The sequence below is a fragment of the Adlercreutzia sp. CNCM I-6215 genome (genome assembly GCF_977072315.1).
Genome location: NZ_CDRVMA010000014.1, coordinates 20,655 through 39,821, shown reverse-complemented (window position 1 = coordinate 39,821; position 19,167 = coordinate 20,655). Strand labels below are relative to the sequence as shown.

At 65.3% G+C, this 19,167-nt stretch carries 15 protein-coding genes; 2 read left to right on the top strand and 13 right to left on the bottom strand.

Annotation, left to right across the window (positions count from 1 at the left end; all coding sequences use genetic code 11):
• Positions 1 to 236: 236 nt before the first annotated feature.
• Positions 237 to 1,925, top strand: a complete 1,689-nt coding sequence (locus tag ACW4LP_RS10505; protein WP_455803800.1) for an FAD-dependent oxidoreductase — start codon at positions 237 to 239, stop codon at positions 1,923 to 1,925.
• 79 nt (positions 1,926 to 2,004) lie between these two features.
• Here ACW4LP_RS10505 and ACW4LP_RS10500 read toward each other — a convergent pair whose 3' ends face one another.
• From ACW4LP_RS10500 to glmU, 13 genes are all read right to left on the bottom strand, one after another.
• Positions 2,005 to 2,679 (bottom strand): MBL fold metallo-hydrolase, encoded by a 675-nt coding sequence (locus ACW4LP_RS10500; RefSeq protein WP_418686897.1) that lies wholly within the window; start codon positions 2,677 to 2,679, stop codon positions 2,005 to 2,007.
• A gap of 3 nt (positions 2,680 to 2,682) precedes the next feature.
• Positions 2,683 to 5,067 (bottom strand): RelA/SpoT family protein, encoded by a 2,385-nt coding sequence (locus ACW4LP_RS10495; protein ID WP_022740376.1) that lies wholly within the window; start codon positions 5,065 to 5,067, stop codon positions 2,683 to 2,685.
• Positions 5,068 to 5,115: 48 nt separating this feature from the next.
• Entirely contained in the window at positions 5,116 to 8,457 is a 3,342-nt protein-coding gene (gene recJ, locus ACW4LP_RS10490) for a single-stranded-DNA-specific exonuclease RecJ (RefSeq protein WP_455803799.1), read from the bottom strand.
• 171 nt (positions 8,458 to 8,628) lie between these two features.
• Positions 8,629 to 9,291 carry a preQ(1) synthase gene (queF, locus tag ACW4LP_RS10485; protein WP_261797815.1) on the bottom strand — a complete coding sequence of 221 codons (663 nt, stop codon included), beginning with the start codon at positions 9,289 to 9,291 and terminating at the stop codon, positions 8,629 to 8,631.
• 169 nt (positions 9,292 to 9,460) lie between these two features.
• Positions 9,461 to 10,150, bottom strand: a complete 690-nt coding sequence (gene queC, locus ACW4LP_RS10480) for a 7-cyano-7-deazaguanine synthase QueC (protein ID WP_330038221.1) — start codon at positions 10,148 to 10,150, stop codon at positions 9,461 to 9,463.
• Between the two features lie 20 nt (positions 10,151 to 10,170).
• On the bottom strand, positions 10,171 to 10,956 hold the full coding sequence (locus tag ACW4LP_RS10475) for a radical SAM protein (RefSeq protein WP_412324060.1): 786 nt from the start codon (positions 10,954 to 10,956) through the stop codon (positions 10,171 to 10,173).
• Between the two features lie 3 nt (positions 10,957 to 10,959).
• Positions 10,960 to 11,385, bottom strand: a complete 426-nt coding sequence (locus tag ACW4LP_RS10470; RefSeq protein ID WP_022740381.1) for a 6-pyruvoyl trahydropterin synthase family protein — start codon at positions 11,383 to 11,385, stop codon at positions 10,960 to 10,962.
• Positions 11,386 to 11,429: 44 nt separating this feature from the next.
• A complete protein-coding gene (locus ACW4LP_RS10465) occupies positions 11,430 to 12,047 on the bottom strand; it encodes an IMPACT family protein (RefSeq protein WP_330038215.1) in 618 nt (205 codons plus the stop codon).
• Positions 12,047 to 13,915, bottom strand: a complete 1,869-nt coding sequence (locus ACW4LP_RS10460; protein ID WP_117283903.1) for an ABC-F family ATP-binding cassette domain-containing protein — start codon at positions 13,913 to 13,915, stop codon at positions 12,047 to 12,049. The genes ACW4LP_RS10465 and ACW4LP_RS10460 overlap by 1 nt, the downstream gene beginning before the upstream one ends.
• Before the next feature lie 44 nt (positions 13,916 to 13,959).
• A complete protein-coding gene (locus ACW4LP_RS10455) occupies positions 13,960 to 15,345 on the bottom strand; it encodes an MFS transporter (protein ID WP_330038213.1) in 1,386 nt (461 codons plus the stop codon).
• Between the two features lie 15 nt (positions 15,346 to 15,360).
• Positions 15,361 to 15,921 (bottom strand): aminoacyl-tRNA hydrolase, encoded by a 561-nt coding sequence (gene pth / locus ACW4LP_RS10450; RefSeq protein WP_114548645.1) that lies wholly within the window; start codon positions 15,919 to 15,921, stop codon positions 15,361 to 15,363.
• A gap of 182 nt (positions 15,922 to 16,103) precedes the next feature.
• Positions 16,104 to 17,069 carry a ribose-phosphate diphosphokinase gene (locus ACW4LP_RS10445; protein ID WP_022740387.1) on the bottom strand — a complete coding sequence of 322 codons (966 nt, stop codon included), beginning with the start codon at positions 17,067 to 17,069 and terminating at the stop codon, positions 16,104 to 16,106.
• A gap of 88 nt (positions 17,070 to 17,157) precedes the next feature.
• Positions 17,158 to 18,534 carry a bifunctional UDP-N-acetylglucosamine diphosphorylase/glucosamine-1-phosphate N-acetyltransferase GlmU gene (glmU, locus tag ACW4LP_RS10440; protein WP_330038211.1) on the bottom strand — a complete coding sequence of 459 codons (1,377 nt, stop codon included), beginning with the start codon at positions 18,532 to 18,534 and terminating at the stop codon, positions 17,158 to 17,160.
• A 113-nt stretch (positions 18,535 to 18,647) separates the two neighbouring features.
• On the opposite strand from glmU, the gene ACW4LP_RS10435 reads away from it, so the two are divergent.
• A complete protein-coding gene (locus ACW4LP_RS10435; protein ID WP_330038209.1) occupies positions 18,648 to 19,160 on the top strand; it encodes a DUF6125 family protein in 513 nt (170 codons plus the stop codon).
• Positions 19,161 to 19,167 lie beyond the last annotated feature (7 nt).

Below are 19,167 nucleotides of genomic sequence, written 5' to 3'. Positions count from 1 at the left end.
GGCAAAACGTCGAACGAAATCCATCTATCATCCTCCCTTCCCTGTTATATCAGAAAAACAGTATGAACCGATGCGGTATCAGCAAGTTCATACCGTTTGTAGTAGGCGAAAAGAGCGCCATTTCTGATAGTTTTGAAGAGCGCGAAAGCGTCGGGGCGACGTCATCACTCGCAAAGTCGGGTGCAGCAGTACCGCGCCGTCGTTCCGCACGACCGAATACGAAAGGAGAGGGAATCGTGGAATTGAATCGCCGAGACTTTCTGAAAGGCGCGCTCGCTATGGGCGCCGCAGGAGCGGCAGGAGCAGGACTTGCCGGCTGCGCTCCCAGTGGCGGAGAGAACCCGAAGACCGCTGAAACTGGTGGCATCGAGTACCCGGCGGGGCTGCAGGCGAGCGACTTCGAAGACTCACCCGTCGAGATTGAACCCATCACGGAGTTCAGCGAAGAGAAAACCTACGATGTCGTAGTGGTCGGTGCCGGAACCGGCGGGGTGCCGGCGGCCCTGTCGGCCCTTGAGGAGGGCGCCACCGTTGCCGTGCTCCAAAAAGAATCGAAGCCCATTTCCCAGGGCGGCACCTGCTCCGGCGTCCTTCTGGACGAGAGCGACGAGCAGGGCGTCATGAACTACATCCAGGGCTTTCTGGAGGATTGCGGCTGGCGCGCCGACCGCGGCTTGGCCGAAACTTACGCCAAGTACTCCGGTGAGGCCATCCGCTGGATGCAGGTGCGCACCGCAGAAGCCGGATTCCCGCCCTACATGGTACGCCCCACGGCTGTGACCGAGTACGAGGACGGATCGAAGTGCTCGCGCCGCTCCATCATGTTCGGCCCCAAACCCTACAACAACGGCACCATGATCGAGCACTTGGCCGATATGGCTGCCGAGCGCGGCGTGGAGTTCTTCTATTCCACTCCTGGCGTGCAGCTGGTCACCGATGAGTCCGGCGCCGTCACCGGCGTCATCGGCAAGAGCGGAAACGACTACATCAAGTTCAATGCCACCAAGGGCGTCATCCTGTCCACGGGCGACTACCAGAACAACCAGAGCCTCGTGGAGCGCTACTGCCCCGACGTGAAGGACTTCGACCGAAAGCAAACCAACAAGACCGGCGACGGCATCCTCATGGCTATGGCCATCGGCGGTGGGTTCGTGCCCGTGGGTCACTCCCACATGATGCACGACTTCGATTCCGGCCCCATGTTCGACGAGCCGTTCCTCACGGTAAACGAGAACGGCGAGCGCTTCATGAATGAGGACTGCATCTTCGAGGAGATCAATTGCGTGCTGCGCAACCAGCCCAAACCCGGCTGGTACTCCCAGATCTTCGACGACGACTACATTGCCCAGGTGACCGAGTGGGGCGGCAAGCCTACCGAGAAAGAGAAGATGCAAAACTACATGCCCGACGTTGAGATGGATCGCTCCCCCGAGAGCGGCGCCAATGTCATCGAGGGGCTCATCGACACCTACTGCTGCGACACCCTTGACGAGCTGGCTGGCAAGCTGGGAATCCCTGCCGATGCCCTGAAGAAGTCGGTGGAGCGCTACAACGAGCTGTGCGATGCTGGCTTCGACGCCGACTTCGGCAAGCAGGCCAAGTACCTGAAGAAGATCGAGAAAGCTCCTTACTGGGGCATCCACAAGCACGTGCGCGTCTCGGCTCTGTGCGCCGGCGCTACCGTGAACGAGAATTACCAGGCCACCCGTGGCGTGGGCGGCGAGGTCATCCCCAACCTGTGGGTCACCGGCTTCTCGGCCGGCCAGCTGTGCGGCGCCCCCGACTGGTCAATGTACCAGGCCGGCATGTCCGCCGGCCACTGCATCATGACCGGTCGCATCTGCGGCATCCAGGCGGCCACTGGCGGCAAGCTCGAGGCGAGCACGCCCATCACCGAGGCCGATGTGGCGGCGATCTCCGCCTAGCGCGTTCCGCTCTCCTCACCCCTATATAGCCCTCCCCCCGACGCCCCGCACCCCTCCCGCGGGGCGTCTTTTGCAGGGCCTACTCGGGGTCGCCGTAGAGGGCGAAGACGCGGCGGCGCTCGGCGCCGATGGTGGTGAGGTTGTTGTGGCCGGGAAGAACCGCCGTGTCGTCGGGCAGCGCCGCGAGCTTCTTCAGGGAGGCGCGCATGTCGGCCATGGAACCGCCCTCGAAATCGGTACGGCCGATGGTGCCGGCGAACAGCGTGTCGCCCGAGATGAGCACCGGCAGCCCCTTGGGATGGTTGCCGAACTGGGGAATGTTGAACAGGCAGATGGAGCCGGGGGTGTGGCCGGGCGTTGCGATGACCTTCCACTTCATGTTCCCCACTTCCACGACTTCGCCGTGAGAGACCGTGCGATCCACCGGGCAGGGCACCCCGCGGGTGGAGAGATCCTCGTCGCAGGGCTCCTCGATAAGCGGAGCATCCACCGCCGAGGCAACAACGGGAGCACCCGTGGCCTCACGCAGCTCGGCGGCGGCGCCGGTGTGGTCGAAATGGGAATGGGTGAGCACGATGACATCCAGTTTGCGCTCGCCCAGAGCCGCCAAAATCTTGTCAGCCGAGCAGCTGGGATCCACCACCATGGTGCCTTCGCCGTCGGAGACGATATACACGTTGTTGGCGAGCACGCCCATGATCATATACTCGACATCGACGCACAATCCGCTGATCTCATACAAATCCGTCGCCATTTCTCAACCTTTCTTGCTTGATCCTTGGGGCATCATTCTACGGGCATCGAAGACGCCGTCGATGGCGGACAGGCGCTTTGTCATGCGCTCGATAACCGCCAAGTCGGACAGCTGGAAGAGGAAGCGCATCTCCACCATGCCATCGCGGTGGGTGGTGGTGTTGCAGGACAGCACATTGGCGCCCATCTCGGAAATGACGCGCGTCACGTCCAGAAGCAGGTTCATGCGGTCGAGCGCCTCGATGTAGATCTCCACCTGGTAGGTGGCCGCCGTGGGCGTCCCCTCCCATTCCACCTCGATGATGCGCTCGGGATGCCGCTTCAAATCGAGCGCGTTGGGGCAGTCGGCTCGGTGCACCGACACGCCGCGGCCGCGGGTCACAAACCCCAAGATGTCGTCGCCGGGCACGGGGTTGCAGCAGCGCGACAGGCGCACGAGCACGTCGTCGACGCCCTTCACCACGATGCCCTGGGACGAGTGGGTCTCGTGCTTCTTCGGGCGCTTCACGGACGTGAGCATGGGGGCCATGATGCCCGTGGAGGAGGCCGATGTGCCCACCGTGGGCTTCTCCGCCTCCTCGTTGCCCTTGTCCACCAGGATCTTCAGCAGGCGGTTCGTGACGTGCTGGGCCTTCTCCTTGCCCGTGCCGATGTGCACGTACATCTCGTCGGGGTCTTTGAAGCCGAGCGCCTCGGCCACCAGCTTCAGCGCCCGCATCGACTGGGCGCTGGAAAGCCCCAGCCCGTGCTTGCGCATCTCGCGCACGAGCATGTCGCGGCCCATCTGCATGTCGTCGGAGCGGGTGATCTTCGAGAAGTAGGAGCGGATCTTGCTGCGGGCCGAGGGCGTCTTCACGATGTTCAGCCAGTCGCGGGAGGGGCTCGCGCTCTTCTGGGTGAGCACCTCCACGCGGTCGCCCACCTGCAGCTGGTAGGACAGAGGCACGATGGAGCCGTTCACCTTGGCGCCCACGCAGTGGTTGCCCACCTCGGTGTGGATGGCGTAGGCGAAGTCCACCGGCGTGGAACCGGCGCGCAAGCTCATGACCTCGCCCTTCGGCGTGAACACGAAGACCTCCGTGTCGTCGAGGTCCATCTTCAGCGACTTTAGGAACTCGCGGGAGTCCTCGGTCTCGTCCTGCCAGTCCACCATCTGGCGCAGCCACGCCAGCTGGGCATCCAGGTTGTCGGCGGCGCCGGGGCGCGAGGCGCCGGTCTCCTTGTAGCGCCAGTGGGCCGCCACGCCGTACTCGGAGTTGCGGTGCATCTCCTCGGTGCGGATCTGCACCTCCAAGGGACGCCCGGCCGGCCCCATGACCGTCGTGTGCAGCGACTGGTACATGTTGAACTTCGGCATGGCGATGTAGTCTTTGAAGCGGCCGGGCATGGGGTGCCACAGCGTGTGCACCGCGCCCAGGGCCGAGTAGCAGTCCTTCACCGAGCTGGTGATGATGCGCACGGCGATGAGGTCGTAAATCTCCGAGAAGCCCTTGCCCTTCTTCGTCATCTTCTGGTAGATGGAGTACAGATGCTTCGGGCGCCCCATGATCTGGGCCGAAATTCCCACCTTCCCCATCTCCTCGTGCAGCACGGCGATGACGTCGGCCAGGTACTTCTCGCGCTCGGCGCGGGACTCGGTCACCATGCGGGAGACCTGCTTGTACTTGTTGGGCTCCAGGTAGAAGAAAGAGAGGTCCTCCAGCTCCCACTTGATGGAGTTGATGCCAAGGCGGTGGGCGATGGGGGCGTAGATCTCCAGCGTCTCGCGGGACTTGAAGATGCGCCGATCCTCGCGCAGGGCCGCCAGCGTGCGCATGTTGTGCAGGCGGTCGGCCAGCTTGATGACGATGACGCGGATGTCCTTGGACATGGCCACGAACATCTTGCGAATGGTGGCCGCCTGCTCGTCGGTGAGCGACTCCACCTCGATGCGGGTGATCTTGGTGACGCCCTCCACCAGCGCCCGCACCTGCGGGTTGAAGGTGCGCTCCACTTCCTCGGCCGTCACCTTCGTGTCCTCCACGGTGTCGTGGAGCAGCGCCGCCGTGATGGTCTCGGCGTCCATGCGCAGATCGGCCAGGATGATGCCCACCTCGATGGGATGGATGATGAAAGGCTCGCCGGACTTGCGGCACTGGCCCGCGTGGGCGTCGCGGGCGAACTCGAAGGCGCGGCGCAGCATGGCCTCCTCCGGCGCGTCCATGTAGGCACTCGTCAGGCGCGCCAGCTCGGCGAAGCGGTCCTCGGGCGTGGCGGGCCCGCGTTCGATGGCCGAATCGGCCGTGGGGTGCGGGCGGCCCAGAAGCGCGTCCACGGTCTCTTTCGTGGCCTTCCCGGCGCTGACGGCATCGGCCGCCGCCCGGACGGAATCGTCTCTCTCGGCGCTCATGGGCGCCTCCCTTCTCCTGAACGCGGATGGTCCGCGGATCGTTATCGGTTAGTGCCCCTGGCCCGGCCAGTTCCTCGGCACGATGGGATGGCACAGACGCACCGTGAGCGCGGGCTCGTCGGTGCCCAGCGCCCATCGGCAGAAGCCGCCGAACAGCGTGCGCTCGTCGATGCCCTCGCGGTAGCGCACCGAATCGGTCAGTTCCACCTTCGACGCCCCCTCGCGCACCCGCACCCACAGATGCGGGCGGCCGGCCTCGTAAACGGTGCGCGTCTCGATGAGCCCGAGCTCGCGGAACACGGCCAAGCCGCACGCCGCCGAGGTGGGGCTCACGGCGCGGAAGGCGTCGGAGGCGGCCTCGGCCAGATCGGCGTCGGCCACGCAGAAGTAGTCGTCGGGAGTGTTGCGCTGCAGCGAGCGCAGCTTGCGGTACACCTGGGCCATGACGTCATGATCCGGCGTGGCGTCGGCCAAGATGCGCTCGTTGATGGAGGCGTCCCCGCGCCCGTAGAGCAGATGCACCCACGCCGGCTTCCCATCGCGCCCGGCCCGGCCGCTCATCTGGTTGAACTCCACGTCGCTGAAGGGCAGATGGTACAGCACCACGTGCCGGATGTTGGGGATATCGACCCCTTCCCCGAAGGCCGAGGTGGCCACGAGCACCTTCAGGTCGTCGCGACGGAACAGCTCCTCGATGCGCTTGCGCTCGTCGCGGGAGAGCCCCGCGTTGTAGAAGCCGATCATGCAGGCGAGCTGCGGCACCCGCCGGCGCAGCATGCGCGCGAGCGCCACGGAATGCTCGCGGGAGTTCACGTAGATGACGGTCTTCTCGCCCGTGGCCACCAGGGAGGCCAAATAGTCGTCGCGGTGCGGGATGTTGCGCTGGTCGTCCAGGTACAGGTTGTCGCGGGCCGTCTCGTCGATGACCGAGTCCTGAATGGGCAGCACCGCATCGATGTCGTCGGCCACGGCGTCGTTGGCCGTGGCGGTCACCGCGAGCACCACGGGGTCTCCGAGCCGGGTCAGCGCCCGGTCGAGCTGGGTGTAGGCCACGCGCTGGCCGGCCTTGGCCTGTCCGATGTGGTGCGCCTCGTCCACGACGACGAACCCGACGCGCCCCGAGGCCGCCAGCTCGTCGGTGTGGAACATGAGGTACTCCGGCGTGGTGAGCACGATATCGAGGCTCCCGTCGGCCAGCCCCGCGTACACCGCCGCGCGCTCCTCGGGCGTCGATTCGCCGGTAATGACGGCGCTCGCGATACCGAAGCGCTCGAGGCTCGTCCGCAGATGGAACACCTGGTCGGCGATGAGCGCCCGCAAGGGGTAGATGAACAGGCTCGCGGCATGGTCGGTCAGCGCGCGGAAGGCGGCGTAGGTTTGGAAGCACAGCGACTTGCCGCGCCCCGTGGCCATGACGGCGAAGGTGGACTTCCCCGCCCGCAGCCGATCGAGAATCTCTCGCTGGGCCGGATGCAGCGGGCGGTCGCCGATGATGGCCTTCACAATGGCCGCCTCCAGGCCGTCCGGGTCGCGCCGGGCCGTCTCCTCCCACTGGGCGCGGCGGGGCGCCAGATCGGGCAGCGCCGGCTCGGGCGCCTCGTCGGCGGCCGCAAGATCGGGCTCCCCTTCCGCCTCGGCGAACAGATCGGCGGTGAACGACACGGCATCCGGGTCGAGGCAGGCCTCCAAAGCGCAGCAGCTGCGCGCCGGCGCCACGGTTTCCAGCATGGCCTTCACCGAGCGGCGACCGCGCCATTCGTCGATCTGCACCGTGAAGGCGGCGTCCACCACCGCGTCGTTCACGAGCAGCGCGTCGATGGCGGCGCAGTGGAACATGATGCCGGCCACCGATGCGCGCCCATTGGTGAGTGTGCAGGCGAAGTGGTCCTTGGTCTGGCCCACCGCCCGGGTGTTCACGAGCGTCACGTTACGGGCCAGGAGCGTGGGCTGGGGGTTCTCCTGGCCGAAGGGGGCGAGCCGCTCGACCAGCGCCACGGACTCGAGCGTCAGCTCGTCCAGGCTCACGAGCGCGTCCACCTCGGTCAGCGGATGGAAGGCCGCCTCCGGCAGCTTCTGCATATAGGCGTCGAGACGTTGGGCGAAGGCCTTCAAATTTTTGGTGGGGATGGTGACGCCCACGGCCGCCCCGTGGCCTCCGAAGCGCTTCGTGAGATACGAGATCGATTCCACCGCCTCGAAGAGGTTCACGTTGCCCACGGAGCGTCCGGAGCCGCGGGCCTCGTCGCCGTCGATGGTGAACAGAAGCGCCGGCACCCCGTAGGTGTTCACGAGGCGGGAGGCCACGATGCCCTTCACGCCCTCGTGCCAGCCCTCGCCGGCCACCACGAGCGCCCGCTGGCCGTGGTAGATTCTGCTGGCCTGCTCCTTCGCGATGTCCGACAGCTCCGCCTCAATGGCGCGGCGCTGGTTGTTCACGTCCTCCAGGGCCTCGGCCATGGCGCAGCACTCGCCGTAGTTGTCGCACATGAGCAGATCGAGCGCCAAATCGGCATTGCCCATGCGCCCGGCGGCGTTCAGGCGCGGAATGAGGGAGAACGACAGGTTCGTGGCCGAAAGCGGTTTTCCGGCCTGGCCCGTGGTGGCGAGAAGCGCGGCGATGCAGGGGCGGGGGTTCGTGTTCATCCGGGCGAGGCCGTCGGCCACGAGCGCCCGGTTCTCATCGCGCATGGGCATGAGGTCGGCCACGGTGCCCAAGGTGGCGAAGTCGGTATAGCTGCGCCACAGGTGCGGGAAGCCCAGGCGACTGCCGAGCACCTGCACGAGCTTCAAGGCCACGCCCACGCCGGCGAGGATGGCGCTCGGGCAATCATCGGCCATCTTCGGATCGGCCACGGGCACGCCCTCGGGCACGAGATCGGCCGCCTCGTGGTGATCGGTGATGTAGACCTCCACCCCCGCCTTCAGAATGTCGGCCACCTCGTTTTTGCAGGCGATGCCGCAGTCCACGGTGACGATGACATCGGGCTCCAGAGCTCGGGCGCGCTCGAAGGCGGCCGCGGTGATGCCGTAGCCCTCCTCGAAACGACGCGGGATGAAGGGGAACGCGCAGGCGCCGAGGGCCCGTAGGCCCCGGGTGAGCACGGTGGTGGCGGAGATGCCGTCCAAATCGAAGTCGCCGAACACGACGATGCGCTTCTTCTCGCGGATGGCGTCGATGAGCCCGTCGGCCACTTCTGCCAGCCCCGGGATCTCCAGGGGGTTGCGCCAGTCGCGGTCGAGCGAGGGGTTCAAGAAGCGCTTGGCGGCCCGCACCGTGGTGATGCCGCGGGCCACGAGGGTCGTCGCGATGAAGCGGGGCAGGCCGAGGTCGTGCGCCAGACGCGCGACGATCTGCGGATCGGCCTCCCGGATGCTGAATTGGGCGGTCATAATGTGCTAGCTACCTTACGTGCGTTCTTCTTCGTAGTTCGGAAGGTATTTTCGCACAAAGCTCGCATTCTGTCACCGCAGCACGACGGCGGCGCGGCAATTCCCCACGGCACCGCCCGGGCAGCTCCTCGCAAGCCGTCAATCGACGCTCGGCAGAGAGTCGCACAGCACCTAGCGGTTGTCCACTTTCTCGGGGTACAGGTCGTGTTGGGACAGGCGCGTCCAGGCTACTTCCTCCCAGCGGGTGCCGGGGCGTCCGTAATTGCAGTACGGGTCGATGGAGATGCCGCCGCGCGGGGTGAACTTGCCCCAGACCTCGATGTACTTCGGATCCATGAGCGCGATGAGATCCTTCATGATGATGTTCATGCAGTCCTCGTGGAAGTCGCCGTGGTTGCGGAAGCTGAACAGGTACAGCTTGAGCGACTTGCTCTCCACCATGCGCACATCGGGCACGTAGGAGATATAGATGGTGGCGAAGTCGGGCTGGCCGGTGATGGGGCACAGGCTCGTGAACTCGGGGCAGTTGAACTTCACGAAGTAGTCGTTGCCCGGGTGCTTGTTCTCGAAGGTCTCCAGCACCGACGGGTCGTAGTCGGTCGGGTACTGGGTATGCTGGTTGCCGAGCAGGGTGACGCCGCCGGCGCGAGTCTCATTCTCATCGCGGCCAGCCGAGGCAGCGGCGGGAGCAGTCGCTGGCGCGGGGCCGGCATCCTCGCGAGCCAGATGGGCCGCGATGGCGGCCATAGCCGAAGTATCCACCGACCCCTCGGGCTTCCCGATTGCATCATCGTCGCTGCCAAACAGCGCTTCAGCCATGTCCATTGGTTTCATTCCCAGCTCCTCTTCTTTAGCAACTCCTTGGGGGCGGGCTGCGGGGTACCGCTCAGTCGCTCAGACAGTCCTCGCTCGGTGAAACAGGACGTTTAGTCCTGTTTCGAACGCTCTCGGAACTCGCTTGGTGAGCAATACCCCACATCCCGCTACACTCAACTCTGCTTGATTATCTCATAGCCGGATCTTCGACGCCGTTGGCGGCGAAGGCGGCGGCACGGTCGAGGCAGGTGGCGCAACGGCCGCAGGGCGCCTCTCCCCCTTCGTAGCACGACCAGGTGAGCTCGTAGGGCACGCCAAGGGCCAGCCCCTCGCGCACGATGTCGGCCTTCGACCAGGTGACGAACGGAGCTTCCAAGCACAGCTCGCCGCCGGTGCCCTCCACGATGGCGCGATTCATGGCCTCCACGAACTCCAGCGAGCAATCGGGGTAGGCGTTGCCGGCCCAGTCGTCATGATGGGCGCCGTAATAGACCGTCGAGCAGCCGAGCGAGAGGGCCATGGAGGCCGCCGAGGAGAGGAAGAGTCCGTTGCGGAAGGGCACGTAGGTGCTCACCGGACCGCCGTCGCCTTCGGCCTGCTGATCGGCGTAGCTGGACTCGGGGATGGCCGCATCGGAATGGGCCAGAAGCGAGCAGTCGCTGTCGGCGAAGATGGCGCCCAAATCGAGGAAGCGCTGCTCTACACCGTAATGGGCCGCCACGGCGCGGGCCGCCTCAATCTCGCGAACGTGCTTCTGCCCGTAGCTGATGGAAAGCGCATACACGTTTTCCGCTCCGTACTTGCTCACGGCCCGCGCCAAAAGCGTCGTGGAATCCACGCCGCCGGAGCACAGCACCAGGGCTTTGGTTTTGGTCATGGTTCGTTCCTTCCGGATCTTTAGACCCCGCGCGTCTCATCGGGCCAGATGATCTTGTGCAGCTGCAACTGCAAACGGGCGCGGTCCAAACCGTGCTCGATCAGATAGGCGGCGATCTCGGCCGGCTCGATAGCGCCCCATACCGGACTCACCAGCACCGAACAGCGATCCCACAGCCCCGCCTCGTCGACGCAGCGTTCCATGAAGGCCAGATCGTCCTCGGTGCCCACGACGAACTTCACGGCATCGCGCGTATCCAGCAGATCGTAGTTCTCGCGGCGCATGGCGGCGGACACGGCCTCGCCGGCCGTGGGTGTCTTCCAATCCACCGTGAAGTGCAGGCTGCCGGGAAGCCCCGCCTCGGCGCACGCCTCGCGCAAGTGCGCCATGGGACTCAGGTCGCGCGAACCGTTCGTCTCGATTTCCACGCGCAAAGGGCGCGGGTCGTCCACCGCGAGCAGAGTCTGCACCAAATCGGGCAGATAAGGCTGCAGAAGCGGCTCGCCGCCGGTGAGCGTCACGCACGACACGCCGGTCTCGGCCACCCAGGCCACCAGGTCGGGCACGCTCCACCCTTCCACTTCCACCAACGGATGGTTCGCCCAGCGGGTGTCGCAGTAGGTGCACCACATATTGCAGCCGGCGAACCGGATGAAAGCGGCCGGCCGCCCCGCCGCCAGGCCCTCCCCGTTCACGGACACGAACTTCTCCGCCACGGGGAACAGCTGGGCACGGGGGGCGATGGTATGGCGCGCCTGGTGCCGCTCGGCATCCAGCAGGCCGTCGTTCTCCTCCTCGGGCACCATGGGCTATCGCTGCTCCCGATAGTAGGCGCAGTTGTTGGGGGTCTCGTAGACCTCCACCTGGGCCACGGGCAGCCCGCGGGCGGCCAGCGCGTCGAAGAACCACTTCGCGAGGTTCTCTGCCGTGGTGCGGAAGGGCACAATGAACAGGGCGAAACCCTCGCGCTCGAGGCACGCCAAGGTGTCGGGGGCAAGGGAGCCCTCCTCCACGATGAAATGGTGGTCGAGTCGCTCGGTCAGCGCGCGCAGCTCGGTTTTAAACTCGCCGAAATCCACCACCATGTCCTTGCAGGTGCCCTCCGTCTGCAGGTGCTCCACCTCCAGATAAGCCACCACGCGCCAGCGGTGCCCATGCAGGTTCTCGCACTTCCCATGATAATCGGTCAAAAAATGAGAGGCATCGAACGAGCTCTCCGTCTTCAATCCGTACATGCAAATCCTTTCAACGCTTGGGGCCATTATAGAGCGCCCCTTTGCTAGAACGCGGCGTCGAAGGGAGCGGTCACGATGATTTCACTTTGGCCGCGGGTGAGCTCGGTGAGCTTTTCCAGGAAGGGGGCCTGAGTGCCGTCGAGCATGCGGAAGGTGAGCAGGACGTTCTCGGCGAAGTCGCTCTCGGCAAGCTTCGCGCCGGCCGCCTCAGCGATGCGACAGAGCTGCTCGTACAGGCTGTAGGGCACCTCCAGGATGATGTCGACGCAGACCGACACCGTGACGACATCCGCCGCTTCGATAGCCGCCTTCGTGGCGTCGGTGTAGGCGCGCACCAGGCCGCCGGTGCCGAGCAGGATGCCGCCGAAGTAACGGGTGACGACCACGGCCACGTCTTCCAAACCCGCATGTTGGATGGCCTCGAGCGTCGGCATGCCCGCCGTTTTGGCCGGCTCGCCGTCGTCGGTGTAGCGCACGCGACCGCCGCGCAGCACGTAAGCGTACACGTTGTGGCGCGCCATGCGGTGGGCCGCCTTCACCTCGGCGATGAAAGCGAGTGCCTCTTCCTCAGTGGCGACCGGCGCGATTTGCCCGATGAAGCGGCTCTTCTTCTCGACGATCTCGGCCTCGGCACAAGCGACTATGGTTTTGTATGCGGCCACTACTCCCCCAGCTTCTCGGCCGCTTCGAACCATTCCAGCTCGAGGGCTTCTATTTGGGTTTCGAAGTCGGCGATTTCCTCTTGCATGGCGGTGAGCACTAGATAGTCGGATTGGTCGGCGGCGGCCATTTCCAGCTGCTTCTTCTCGATCTTGCCCTTCAGGGTCTCGATCTTCTTCTCGTTGGAGGTCATGAGCTTGCGCAGGGCGCGCTGCTCGCCGCCGGAGAGGACGGGGGCGCAAGAGGCGGCCGCATTCCCGGGATTGCTGGAGGTCGCGAGCGAGGGGCGACCAAGGTCGCCCCCTACGGAGCCGACCCCAGAGTCATTTCCGCGGCCGCCGCCGGCGCTCTTCGCGGCTTCGCGGTCGGCCTCTTCGGCGAGTTTCAGGTACTCGTCCACGCCACCGGGCAAATGGCGCACCTTGCCGTCGATGAGGGCGAACTGGTGGTCGGTCACGCGTTCCATGAGGTAGCGATCGTGGGTGACGAGCAAGAGTGTGCCCGGCCAGCCGTCGAGCAGGCTCTCCACCGCTGCAAGCATATCGGTGTCCAGGTCGTTTCCCGGCTCGTCCAAGATGAGCACGTTCGGCTCATCCAGCAAAATGAGCATGAGCGCCAGCCGGCGCTTCTGGCCGCCGGACAGGTCGCACACCGGCTCGTTCTGGTCGTCCTTCGTGAACCCGAGCCGTTCCAAGAGCTGTCCCGGCGTCATCTCCTTGCCGTCGAGCATCGTGCGCCGCGAGTAGCGCGAGATCACCTGGCGCACCCGGTCGTCGCCGAGCTTGCGCAGCTCGTCCAAATGCTGCGACAGCACGGCGAAACGCACGGTCTGGCCGATTTTCACGCGCCCGGAATCGAGCGGCTGCAGCCCTTGGATGATGCGCAGAAGCGTTGTCTTGCCGATGCCGTTGGCGCCCACAATGCCGTAGCGATCGCCCGGGCCGATGATCCAGTCGACGTCGTCCAAGATGACGCGATCCCCGAAGCGCAGCGATGCGCCCTTAAGGTCGACCACTTGCTTGCCGAGACGCGCCATGGCCATGCGCTTGAGCTCCAGCTCGTTGCGCAAGGGCGGCACGTCGGCGATGAGCGCCTGGGCGGCGGCCACGTGGAACTTGGGCTTCGTGGCCCGCGCACGGGCGCCGCGGGAGAGCCACGCCAGCTCGCGGCGCAGGGCGTTCTGGCGCTTCTGCTCGGCCAAAGCCTCCAAGCGATCCCGTTCCACCCGCTGCATGATGTAAGCGGAGAAGCCTCCCTCGAAGGGCCAGACGCGCCGACCGTGCACCTCCCACATGGCCTCGCAGACCTCGTCGAGGAACCAGCGGTCGTGGGTCACCACGAGCAGCGCCCCCGCTCCGCGGCGCCAGCGGGTCTTCAAGTGCTCGGCGAGCCAGGTGATGGCGCGCACGTCCAGGTGGTTGGTGGGCTCGTCCAGCATGAGCACGTCCCAGTCGCCGATGAGCAGCCGGGCCAGATCGACCCGTCGACGCTGGCCGCCCGAAAGGGTTCCCACCGTCGCGTTCCAATCCACATCCTCGAGCAGCCCCGCGATAATGGCGCGAACCCGAGGGTCGCCGGCCCACTCGTATTCGGGGATATCCCCCACCACGGCCCGCTCCACGGTGTCCGCGTCGCGCAAATCGTCGCTCTGGCCGAGTACGCCCACCGAAACGCCGCGGGTGCGGATGACACGGCCGTCGTCCACTTCCACATCGCCCGAAAGCACCCGCAAAAGCGTGGATTTCCCATCGCCGTTCTGGCCCACGATGCCGATGCGAGCCCCCTCGTCCACCCCGAGGGACAGCCCCTCGAACACCGTCTTCGTGGGGAATTCCACGCTCACTTTTTCACAACCGAGAAGAAACGCCACCAAGGCCGCCTTTCACTTCCATTCGTTTCGGAGCAGATTATACGCTAACGGATTTTCCAAACGGCAACAATGAGCACCGCCAGCGAAAGCGCCGCCGACAGAGCGAAGGCCGCCCGATAGCCCCACACGGCCGCCTCCGCGTCGCCCATGCCTGTCAGAGCCAGCGATGCGGGCACGCTTACCACGAGCAGCATCATGAGCGCCGTGCCGAGCGAGGCACACACCTGGCGGGCCGTGGCGAAAAAGACGCTGCCGTCCATCGTGTTCGCGGGAAGCAAGCCCGAAAGACCCCAGGAGTTCAACGGCCCCACGAGCGTGCTCACGCCCAGAGCGCGTACCGCTTGCATGGCCGTCAGCAGCCATAGCGGAGTCGCTGCATCCACGAACATCATGGAGGCCGCACCAACGACGAGCAGCACGGCGCCCGTCACCGTAACCGCGCGTGCGCCCACCCGATCGGTGAGCAGGCCAGCTAGCGGATTCAGGAACAGGGCTATCACCGTAGCCGGCACGAACACGATGCCGGCATCGAGCGCCGAGAGCCCGCAGATGCCCTGCACGAACAAGGGAACGATGAGCGTGATGCCCATGAATGAGGCGAACAGGCAGTTCTGGGCCACGAACGCCGCCCGGTACTGGCGGGCGCGAAACACGCCCAGATACATAAGCGGATGAGAAATACGGTTCTGCCGCACGAGGAACGCAGCCACGCAGCAGGCACCGCTCAGCGCCGGAACCCACACGCCCTCGCTGGACAGCGGCATGTTCGCCGCATTCGATGCCGCCAAGAGCAGCCCGCCGAAACCGAGCGTGGAAAGTGCCAGCGACGGCACGTCCAACACAGCGCCGGCGCTGCCATCCCCCTCCTCGCGCACCAACAGAGCGCAGGCCAGCGCAAGCAGCACCAAGGCACCGATAAGGAGCCCGTAGAAGCTGCGCCATCCCCAGGAGTCTACGAGCGCGCCGCCGATAATGGGGCCGATATTGGGGGCGAACCCCATGGCAATGCCCGCGATGCCCATGGTCGTGCCCGTGCGCTCTCTCGGAAAGCGCGTCATGGCCAGCGACTGCACGAGCGGCAGCGTGATGCCCGTAGCCACCGCCTGCAGCACACGTCCCAGCACGAGCGTGAAGAACGTTCGGGCAATCAGATCAACGGCCGAGCCCGCCAGAAAGAGCCCGAGGGCCAGACACACCAGGCGCTTGACCGACATACGCCGGGCGAGGAACGTCACCACCGGCACCGTAATACCCATAACGAGCATGTAGACCGTGGTCAGCCACTGCCCCTCGCCGGCATCGATGAAAAACTCCGCGCAAATGCCCGTGAGCATGGAGTTCGTAGCGGTTTGGGAAAGCGATCCTAACGCACAGGTGATGACGACGATGGCGAACAGGGCGTAGGTGTGCCCCTTCTCGGAAAGACGCATAGGAATTTCCAGCCCTCAGTTGAACCGCTGCTGGGTCTTTTCCAGGCCGTTGTCGATGAGGCACAGCACCGCGTTCGAGCCCTCGGCCACGGCGTGATCGAAGGCCTCGGTGTCGTCCTTGCTGCGGGGGCGCGAGAGCACCCAGTCGACCACGGGCTTCCGTCCCGGCGGCCGCCCGATGCCGATGCGCACCCGGTACCAGTCGCGGGTGCCCAGCTTATCGCAGATGGAGCGCAGCCCGTTATGACCGGCATGTCCCCCGCCGAACTTCACCCGAATAGTGCCGGGGTCGATGTCCAGCTCGTCGTGGATGACGATGAGATGGTCGGGGGCCGCCTTGTGCGTCCGCATGAGCTTGCTCACCGGGCCGCCGGAGGTGTTCATGAAGCTCTGGGGCTTTACGAGCAGAAGCTCGTGGCCGTGGTAGCTCGCCTTCCCTACGAGCGCCCCGCCCTCGTTCTTCCAGTAGCGCACGCCCAGCTCATCGGCCAGCGCATCCACCGTATCGAACCCGGCGTTGTGCCGCGTGTGCTCGTACTCCTCGCCCGGATTCCCCAGGCCCGCGATCATATACAACTTGTCACCTATTTCCGTCATTCATCTTTGGAAGAGTAGGCCCGAGTCCCCGGAGAGGGGGCCCGCGCGCAGTTCATTGAAGTGCAAAGAAAGAAGGCCCGAGACCCTCGGAGAGACCCGCACTTCAATGCTGTTTGAGCACGGGCTTCCTCCCCGGGGACTCGGGCCGGACAGCCAAGCAGCTATTCGAACAATTTCCCAATAGAGCCGTTGTTGTACACCACATCGATGGTCTGCGCGAACAGCGGCGCGATGGAGAGCACCTTGATCTTGCCGGTCTGGCGCGCGAGCGGCACGGGCACGGCGTTGGTGACCACCACTTCCTCGATGCATGAGTTCTCCAGACGCTCGTAGGCCGGGCCGGAGAACAGGCCGTGGGTGGCGCAGGCGTACACCTCGGCGGCGCCCTTGGCCTTCAGCGTGGCGGCCGCGGCCACAAGCGAGCCGCCCGTGTCGATCATGTCGTCGTTCAGGATGCAGATCTTGTCGGTCACGTCGCCGATAAGCGCGGTGATCTCGGCCTGGTTGTGCTTCGGGCGATCCTTGTGCATGATGGCGATGTCGCAATCGAGCGCCGTAGAGAACTTCTTCGCCGCCTTCGCGCGGCCCACGTCCGGCGAGACCACGCACAGACGCTCGGGATCGAAACCCTTGTTGCGGAAGTAATCCACGAAGATGGGCATGGCCGTCATGTGGTTCACGGGGATGTCGAAGAAGCCCTGGATGGCATCCTGGTGCAGATCCACCGTGATGATGTTGTCGATGCCGGAGACCTCGAGCAGATCGGCCACGAGCTTGGCCGTGATGGGCTCGCGCGGGGCGGCCTTGCGGTCCTGACGGGCGTAACCGTAGTGCGCGATGACCGCCGAGATGGAGCGGGCGCTTGCGCGCTTGGCGGCATCGGCCATGATGAGCAGCTCCATGAGGGCGTCGTTCACGTCGAAGGTCTCGCTCGCGCACACCGACTGGATGAGGAACACGTCGGCGCCGCGGATGGACTCCTGGTAGCGGGCGTAGATCTCGCCGTTGGCGAACTTCTCGTGCTTGATGTTGCCGAGGTTCACGTTCAGGTACTTGGCGATCTCCTCGGCCAGCTCCGGATTCACCGAGCCGGAGAACAGGATCATGCGCTTGGTCATCTCGGTCATAGGGTGCGTCCCTTCTGCGACGGGTCTTTCAGCTTCGGTTATTGTAGTACGGCGCGCCGCTTCATGCGGGCTGAAGCGGCGCGACCGACTATTTCTTCTTCTCGATGGGGTGCGCCGCCACCCAGCCTTCTATCTCCTGCTGTCTGGCGCGCCCGAGGGCCAGCGCTCCCGGCGTCACGTCCTTGGTGATGGTGGAGCCAGCACCCACGAGCGCCCCGGCGCCGATGGTCACGGGCGCTACCATCATGGTATCGGATCCTACGAAGGCGCCGTCCTCGATGACGGTGGCGTGCTTGTTCGCGCCGTCGTAGTTGCAGGTGATGGAACCGGCGCCGATGTTCACGCCCTCCCCCATGGTGGTGTCGCCGATGTAGGACAGATGCGGCACCTTCGAGCCCTTGCCGATGGTGGATTTCTTGATCTCCACATGGGTGCCGGCCTTGGCGCCCTCGCACAAGTGCGCCGCCGGACGCAGGTAGGCGCGCGGACCGCAGGTGGCGCCATCGTCGATGAGCGCCTCTACCGCCACGGTCTCGTCGATGCGGCAGCCGCAACCGACGCGCGTGTCGGTCAGGCGGCTGTCGGGGCCCACGACGCTGTCCTCGCCGATCGTCGTCTTCCCCAGCAGCATGACGTTGGGCAGAAGCTCCACGTCGGGGGCGATCTCCACCTCGGGGCCGATGTAGGCCGTGCCCGGATCCCACATCGTGACGCCGGCGGCCATGTGCGCGTCGTTGATGCGCCGCTGCATGACCCGGGCCGCCTCAGCCAGCTGACCGCGGGAGTTCACGCCCAGGCACTGCTCCGCATCGCTCGTCTTGTAGGCGAGCACGGGCCGCCCGGCGGCGCGGCTGATGACCAGTACGTCGGTAAGATAGAACTCGCCCTGGGCGTTGTCGGAGTTCACCTGGGAAAGCGCGTCGAAAAGGGCGCGGGCGTCGAAGCAGTAGACGCCGGAGTTGCACTCGGTGATGGCCGCTTCCTCGGGGCTCGCGTCCTTCTGCTCGACGATGCGGGCCACCTCCCCGGCGCCGTCGCGCACGATGCGACCGTAGCCGAAGGGGTTTTCAAGCTCCATGGTAAGCACGATGACCGCCGCGTTGTGCTCCTCGCGCAGAGCCGCCATCTGGCGAATGGTCTCGGGCTGAATGAGCGGAGAGTCGCCGGAGAGCACCACGACGGCGCCGTCGAAGCCGGCCAGGGCATCGGCGGCGGCCAGCACCGCATCCGCCGTGCCGCGCTGGGCCTCCTGCACGACGACCTCGGTATCGCCTTCCACCAAAGGGATCACCTGGTCGCGCATATGCCCCACCACGGTGACGACCCTATCGGTGCCCGCCTCCTTGGCCGCTTCCACGACCCACCGCACGAGCGGGCGGCCCAGCACCTCGTGAACCACCTTCGGCTTCTTCGACTTCATACGGGTACCGGCCCCCGCGGCCAAAATAATCGCAGCAGTTTCCATGAAACGCCTTTCTATAGTTATACGTGCGCTCGTTCGCGCCCATTTCCAATTGGCCTAGTATAGCGCAAGGAGCCTATAATCGAGCAGGTCGACACTAGGGAAAGGAGGCGACCATGGCCCAAGGATTGGACGCGCTGACCCGTGAAGAGCTGGTCGAGCTTTTGGAAATCACCGCGAAGGATCTCATCGCGCTGGACGGAACATGGTTCCAATCGCTGGAACGCGAGCAGGGCATGGACACGGCCATGGAGCACGACCGTGCTGCCTGGCGACGCTTCGTGCCCAGCGAGGCCCGACGCTTGAAGAAGCTGCTCGACCTTTCGGATAGATGCGGACTTGAGGGACTCGCCGAAGCGCTGCCTTTGCGCTGCACCTCACTGGCAAACGAATGGGAGATTCTCTGGGAGGACGACGCGCTCGTGTTCCGCATCACGGATTGCCGCGTGCAGAACGCCCGCGCGCGCAAGGGAATGGAGTTCCACCCCTGCAAGAGCGTGGGCGAATTGGAATACGCCGGCTTCGCCGCCGCCTTGGATGACCGCATCCACTGCGAATGTGTCAGCTGCTTTCCCGACGTCACCGACAACACCTGCAACTGCGCCTGGCGCTTCTGGGTGGAGGGGTAGGCCGCGC

What these genes read in the sequence shown, in the direction of transcription:
- ACW4LP_RS10495 (WP_022740376.1), bottom strand. Translation starts at nt 5,067, where the DNA reads ATGAGCGCCGAGAGAGACGATTCCGTCCGGGCGGCGGCCGATGCCGTC.
- ACW4LP_RS10470 (WP_022740381.1), bottom strand. Translation starts at nt 11,385, where the DNA reads ATGTACGGATTGAAGACGGAGAGCTCGTTCGATGCCTCTCATTTTTTG.
- queF (WP_261797815.1), bottom strand. Translation starts at nt 9,291, where the DNA reads ATGAAACCAATGGACATGGCTGAAGCGCTGTTTGGCAGCGACGATGAT.
- ACW4LP_RS10445 (WP_022740387.1), bottom strand. Translation starts at nt 17,069, where the DNA reads ATGACCGAGATGACCAAGCGCATGATCCTGTTCTCCGGCTCGGTGAAT.
- ACW4LP_RS10435 (WP_330038209.1), top strand. Translation starts at nt 18,648, where the DNA reads ATGGCCCAAGGATTGGACGCGCTGACCCGTGAAGAGCTGGTCGAGCTT.
- ACW4LP_RS10475 (WP_412324060.1), bottom strand. Translation starts at nt 10,956, where the DNA reads ATGGTGCCCGAGGAGGAGAACGACGGCCTGCTGGATGCCGAGCGGCAC.
- ACW4LP_RS10500 (WP_418686897.1), bottom strand. Translation starts at nt 2,679, where the DNA reads ATGGCGACGGATTTGTATGAGATCAGCGGATTGTGCGTCGATGTCGAG.
- queC (WP_330038221.1), bottom strand. Translation starts at nt 10,150, where the DNA reads ATGACCAAAACCAAAGCCCTGGTGCTGTGCTCCGGCGGCGTGGATTCC.
- ACW4LP_RS10455 (WP_330038213.1), bottom strand. Translation starts at nt 15,345, where the DNA reads ATGCGTCTTTCCGAGAAGGGGCACACCTACGCCCTGTTCGCCATCGTC.
- recJ (WP_455803799.1), bottom strand. Translation starts at nt 8,457, where the DNA reads ATGACCGCCCAATTCAGCATCCGGGAGGCCGATCCGCAGATCGTCGCG.
- glmU (WP_330038211.1), bottom strand. Translation starts at nt 18,534, where the DNA reads ATGGAAACTGCTGCGATTATTTTGGCCGCGGGGGCCGGTACCCGTATG.